Here is a 5,552-nt window from a genome sequence, read left to right as displayed (position 1 = left end):
TGAAAAAGTTCACCAGCCATAGATTTCTTCTAATTTTTTTATCCCACGTGTACCCCACTGCAAAAGTGGGGCACAGTTTACCAAATTTCGGGCAATTTCCAAAAATCTACCCTTTAACGCTTAATTTTAAAGAGAGGGATTTTTTGGTAATTATTCAGGTATGAGCCCGCTGAAGCGGCTACTTCGCTTACCAGGTCGATTTATAAACACCACACGATGAATCGTGGACCTAGTACAATCGTTTTTTTGAACAAACATCATGCTTCAGCAGCTTACAAAATGATAAATAGCCGACTCAAGCTGAATAGTTACTTTTTTTGTTGCTTATCTTATTGAAAAGTTCTATATTTAAGAAAGAATGTGCAGCGGAATAAAAAGTTTTTTGGCACGAGGCTGGTTTTTGAATCAAATTTAAGGGAAGGGTTTATTTTGTCTGTTCCAAAATTTCGCTGATCTCTTGCCTCAATTCATCGAGAAGTTGCTGTTTCTGGCGAATTGTTTCATCGATATTTTTCAGCTTTCGCTCCATCTGCTGATGGTAAAAATCTTTTTGGTGGAGAAAGCGAAGCAGAATCCGTTTGAGGGGAACCGTCGCCGACGATGATACTTGATTCGGGGAAATTTCTATCCAATTGTTCAATTGATTGTCAATATCTTTTATGAACTTTTCGAGTTGCAAATACGTCTGATTAATGAGAATTATCTTCGTTCGTTGCAATTGGAAAAGAGATATTTCCTCACGGAAAAAAGTCTCGTAGTGATGAAAAAAATTTTTAAATTGACAAATTAGTTTATTTTTTCTCTGGATTGATTTTCGGAGTTGGATAATTTCAATGGACTCTTTTGAGAGCTGGTCAATGAGTTGGCGGAATTGGTGGCTTGCTCGGTTGCTTCCGAGGGAGATGGCTGCGCCGACGGGCAGAACCTCTGGCCTTTTGAATCTAAAATTTATTCTCATCACAACAATCCTCCGGTTTTCAGATTGCGGAGATTAGTGACTTAATGGGGGTGTCAGTTTTCATCCAACGGCGCTGATTTTGCAAACGCCATGCCAGAAAAGTAAGTTTAATTGTTTGAATTTCTTAACATTATCGCGCTCCCTTTTTAGGAGCAGAAATTTAATTCTTATAGTTAAAATTCTTGACCTTCTCCCTATTCATACTTGTAATGTATTTGTTTTTCATAAATTATCATGCAAAATCTTTTTTATAATTTTGTGACAATTTCTCATTTTCGCCGGGCGGTTACAATATTGTAAGCAAAACCGATTTCGCCACGTTAAAAAGTTGCAAATTAACAATAGGATTCTTTCCGTATAAGACCTTAAAAGTGGAACTTGACCGACTTAATCACGTTTATGAAAATGATATTCAGGCTGACAAAAAGTCAGGAAAAGACAAGAGATCACCAATGAAAAAAATTACCGCTTACATTATTTTTTGGTTAGCGATTAGCTTCCTGCTCCGGGGATCGGCGATTGCATTAATTGCGCCCGTGGAAATGAACGGAGACAGCGCTGTCACGCTTGTCTCAAGCGATAAAATTTCACTTTCATTTGAAAAACTTGAGTTGTACCATCACCCGCTCGGTATTTGGCTTGCCACGTATCGCGCCACATTGCTCAATAATACCGCGCATCCGGTCACACAAACCATTGCTTTCCCGGCCGGATTTGATGAGCGCATGGTGGACAAAGACCTTGTGTGCGATGCCTTTCAGAACTTCAAAGTTTTCGCAGACGGGGAGCCGATTAAAAAAATCCAATCTTTGCTCAAATGTACAAATTTTGTCAAAACCACCGGCATCGAATGGACAATGGACGACGGTTCCGGCGTCGGATTTGTCAATGTGTTCGCTTTGAATTTTTCCCCGGAAGAAAAAAAGACCGTTCACATCACTTTCAATTTCATCGTCAAAAAGCCGCCCATTAAATTTAATCCGAAAAACAAACAATCGTGGTACACAGAATCAATGGACTGGCTGAAACAGGATTACGAGCTCAGACCGGAAAATGACTTCAAACTTCCGGTCAGTTTGGCGTCGTTTTGGGCGCTTTACCCTGACTCCATTGTGTTCGAAACTTATCTGGCGAAAAACTGGCTGAGCATCGTACCGCGCGACAAACGCGCGCCGGAACGCTTAGTGAGAAAGAAATACGAATTCACTGAACCGTTCGGATTTTACACGCCGCCGGATGTGGAATTGGAGCCGCTCACGGAAACGGAAATCGCCACCATGTCCAAAACGAAACGCTGGCTGCTGAAAAACGCTTTTCCTGCCAAATACGGGAAAATTTTCTCGCATCCGCTGCTGAAGCTCTATTTCAGCAAACAGCCGTGGTACAAGCCCGACGAAAATTTTCATGTGTGGTATCTGACTGAATGGGATTCGGAAAATATCAAATTGCTGTATGGATTTGGGAAAAAAGGCAATTAGCCTCATCGCAAAAATTTTTCAATGAGGGGACCTAACGCAGACACGCTGCAATTAAAAATGAAAAATTAAAAGAATAATTAAAATATTTTCTTGCTCATTGTGCAAGAAATAAACTTTTTAGAGACCAATATGGAAAATAAAAGCAAAAACGCCGGAGTCACCACATCAAAAATAAAGTTTTGTGATTTGCGCTGTGAACACGCATCTTTTCCCAAAGAAGACGCTGTCGATGGCAGTCAGAGCTGCCGGACTTTTGCTGCCCTGTGGTGCGATCTTTTGGGACAGTTGGTCACGAAAAATGCGCCCTGCGCCGTTCAATTCGGCAAAAGAAGGCCTAAAACCGGCTTTTAGCCGATAATCGTGATTAATAACTGGTAATTGACGATTAATGAGCGTAATTAGCTTCTTTCGACAATTTAACATAATTTGTTTTTTACTTTACCTGCTATTTTTCTTTTAAAAGAAAAAGGCGCTAAAGGAGGTGGCAAATCATGGCGCGAAAATTAATTTTAACAGTGCTTGTCTGCGGATTTTGGAGTTCCTCATTTTTTTTGACAAGCTGCACCAAACCAACGCCAATTGAGCCCAAAGCTGCGCCGCAGAATGCCACATTCGACGTGGTGAACGACATCACCAATGACGAAGTCTGGTTTTCCCGCGATGTGCGCACGATCAAGGCGGACGTTTCAGTGAAAAACGCCACCCTGACGATTGAAGCCGGCGCCACAATTTTATTCGAAGCCGGGGCATCGCTCACCATCGGCGACAGCGCAAAAATTATCGCCGACGGCAGCGACGAACCGATTGTTTTTTCTGGAACTCAAGAGACGCCCGGATTCTGGAAATTCATTCGTTTTTCACCCAACAGTTTTGCCGATAGCAGCCAGCTCATCCGCTGTCATTTCAAATTCGGCGGCGGTGATTCTCTTCTACAGGCGACAATTATTTGCGATAACAGCGACCCGCTCATCGCCCATTGCACAATCACCGACGGCGCGAGTAATGGTGTGATTTTTTTGGGTGACTGCCGCCAAGCCTCTTTTTTCGAAAATACAATCCAAAATTGCAACGGCGCGCCCGTGCTGATCGACGCCGCTAATGTCGCCGCTCTCGGCACAAACACTTACGCCAACAACACCGACAATGTCATCCGCATCGGAAATGGCAGAATCAGCGAAGACGTGGTCTGGTACCCGCAGGACATTCCCTACTGTTTTTCCCAGGGGGCGCTGCTGGAAAATGCGCATCTGACATTAGCACCCGGGTCCACACTGCAATTCGAAGCCGGACAGAGTTTTCGCGTGCGTAACTTTGCCAGCGTAACCGCAGACGGCAGCCTTGAACAGATCATTTTCACTGCGCGCGACAGTTCCGGCTGGCAGGGAATTATTTTCGAAGAAAACGCCAATGCTACCGACTCGAAAATTGCCAATTGCACCATTGAAAAAGCTGGCGTCGGCGGAGATTTTCCTGCTAATATCGTCGTAAAAAACAGCGGCGTAGACATTTTCGGCTGCAAGATAATCGACAGCGAGAGCAGTGGTATTTATTTCGCTTCGAAAAACATCGCCGGAGAATTTGCCAATAATTTTTTTGACAACAACCAGAACGGAGCTATTTGTCTTCAGGCTGGTGCAGTTGACAAATTGTCGCCACAATTTTACGGTTCGTCAGGAAACAACAATATTATCGTTCGCGGCGGAACAATTGAGGGACTCATTCAGTCAAATGCCTACTGGAAAAACACAAACACGTCGTACGAAATCGTCAGCGCCATTCGCGTCGAAAATGCGACGCTCACTATTGAAGCGGGAACAAACCTCATCATGCATCATGACGCGGAATTCGACATTGGCAGTCAGGGCGGACTCATCGCCGACGGCAGTCAGCAGGCGATTGTTTTTTCCGGGCAGCAACAGTCTCACGGCAGTTGGCGGCAAATCTATTTTTCGCCAAATGCGAACGCAGCCAATTGCCAACTGATAAACTGCCATATTTTGTACGGAGGCAGCAATCAGGTTTTGCCCGGCATGATCTATTGCGATCAAGTCGCGCCGATTATCAGAAATTGCTACATCGGCTTCAGCGCCACGTATGGCATTTACCTGAACGGATCTGTGACGCTATCTGAGTTGTCCACCAATCAATTTTCTTATAATTTGTACGGAGACGTCTTTCCAGCACCATGAAACAAAATTAATAAATGAGACCGGACCGGAGATTGAAGAGAGAATGAAAACTGTTCTGAACCGCGTTTTTTCGTTGCGATTGGAAGAATTTATCGCGATTTTGTTCTTTATACCGATGGTATTTCTGACAACACGAGCCTATTACTTTTTTTCAATTCAAGGGAAAGTACCGCGCCGCATCCAGGGCGGCATGGATCGCATCTGGATCACCGTGGTGGTGTTTTTGCTTTTTCTGCTGTTGGTAAAATACAAACCAGAATGGCGTTTTTTCCGCGATTGGCTACCGTTCGGTTTTTGCATTGCCATTTACACAAATTTGCACGACACGGTGCATTTCGCCAACGCCGCCGATGTGCAGCACATTTTGATTCAAATCGACCAGTGGATGTTCGGCGTGCAGCCTTGTGTCTGGGCGCAAAAATTTATTCATCCGGTTCTCACGGACATTTTCATTCTGGCTTACGCCAATTATTTCGTGATCAACATCATCGTCGTGCTCGTGCTCTATTTGCAAAAACGTTATCAGCCGTTTCGCTACGTCATGTTGACCACAATCATCACGTACTACATCGGCTATTTTTTATTCATAATTTTTCCGGCGGCGCCGCCGCGCATCGTGCTCAAACCGATGTTTACGGTTTCGCTCCACGGCCAGCTTCTGGAACCGATCAAGCACGCCATCGAAGTTTCCGCTCAGGACAGCCGCGGGGCATTTCCGTCGCTGCACTGCGCCATCAGTTTCGTCTCGCTGTTTTTCGCCTATCGCTACGTAAAATGGCTGTTCTGGGTGCTGATTCCCATGGTCATCATGCTGATTATTTCTACCATTTATTTGCGGCATCATTACGTGATTGATTTGATTGCCGGACTGGCGCTGGGAATTTTCACCTTCTGGATCGGGCCTAAGTTGGAAGATTGGTGGAAAAA

The 5,552-nt window shown here is 44.4% G+C and carries 5 protein-coding genes; 4 read left to right on the top strand and 1 reads right to left on the bottom strand.

Going from position 1 to position 5,552, the window contains the following annotated elements:
• Positions 1–424: 424 nt before the first annotated feature.
• On the bottom strand, positions 425–958 hold the full coding sequence (locus tag GXO74_06325; protein NOZ61279.1) for a hypothetical protein: 534 nt from the start codon (positions 956–958) through the stop codon (positions 425–427).
• A 452-nt stretch (positions 959–1,410) separates the two neighbouring features.
• On the opposite strand from GXO74_06325, the gene GXO74_06320 reads away from it, so the two are divergent.
• The 4 genes from GXO74_06320 to GXO74_06305 all read left to right on the top strand — a co-directional run.
• The gene (locus GXO74_06320) at positions 1,411–2,436 is read left to right on the top strand and encodes a YARHG domain-containing protein (protein NOZ61278.1); all 1,026 of its coding nucleotides are present in this window, start codon (positions 1,411–1,413) and stop codon (positions 2,434–2,436) included.
• Between the two features lie 129 nt (positions 2,437–2,565).
• Positions 2,566–2,787: a hypothetical protein gene (locus GXO74_06315; GenBank protein ID NOZ61277.1), complete on the top strand. Its 222-nt coding sequence runs from the start codon at positions 2,566–2,568 to the stop codon at positions 2,785–2,787.
• Positions 2,788–2,927: 140 nt separating this feature from the next.
• Positions 2,928–4,625, top strand: a complete 1,698-nt coding sequence (locus GXO74_06310) for a hypothetical protein (GenBank protein NOZ61276.1) — start codon at positions 2,928–2,930, stop codon at positions 4,623–4,625.
• A gap of 43 nt (positions 4,626–4,668) precedes the next feature.
• Positions 4,669–5,552: inositol phosphorylceramide synthase (locus GXO74_06305; protein NOZ61275.1), on the top strand; the 884-nt coding region annotated here is incomplete at its 3' end.

The sequence above is a fragment of the Calditrichota bacterium genome, assembly GCA_013152715.1.
GTDB lineage: Bacteria > Zhuqueibacterota > Zhuqueibacteria > Thermofontimicrobiales > Thermofontimicrobiaceae > 4484-87.
Note: the sequence above shows the minus strand (reverse complement) of the source record. Positions and strands in the feature narration are given on the sequence as shown.

Excerpts from the sequence above, each read along its gene's own strand:
- GXO74_06325 (NOZ61279.1), bottom strand. The coding sequence starts at position 958 with ATGAGAATAAATTTTAGATTCAAAAGGCCAGAGGTTCTGCCCGTCGGC.
- GXO74_06320 (NOZ61278.1), top strand. The coding sequence starts at position 1,411 with ATGAAAAAAATTACCGCTTACATTATTTTTTGGTTAGCGATTAGCTTC.
- GXO74_06315 (NOZ61277.1), top strand. The coding sequence starts at position 2,566 with ATGGAAAATAAAAGCAAAAACGCCGGAGTCACCACATCAAAAATAAAG.
- GXO74_06310 (NOZ61276.1), top strand. The coding sequence starts at position 2,928 with ATGGCGCGAAAATTAATTTTAACAGTGCTTGTCTGCGGATTTTGGAGT.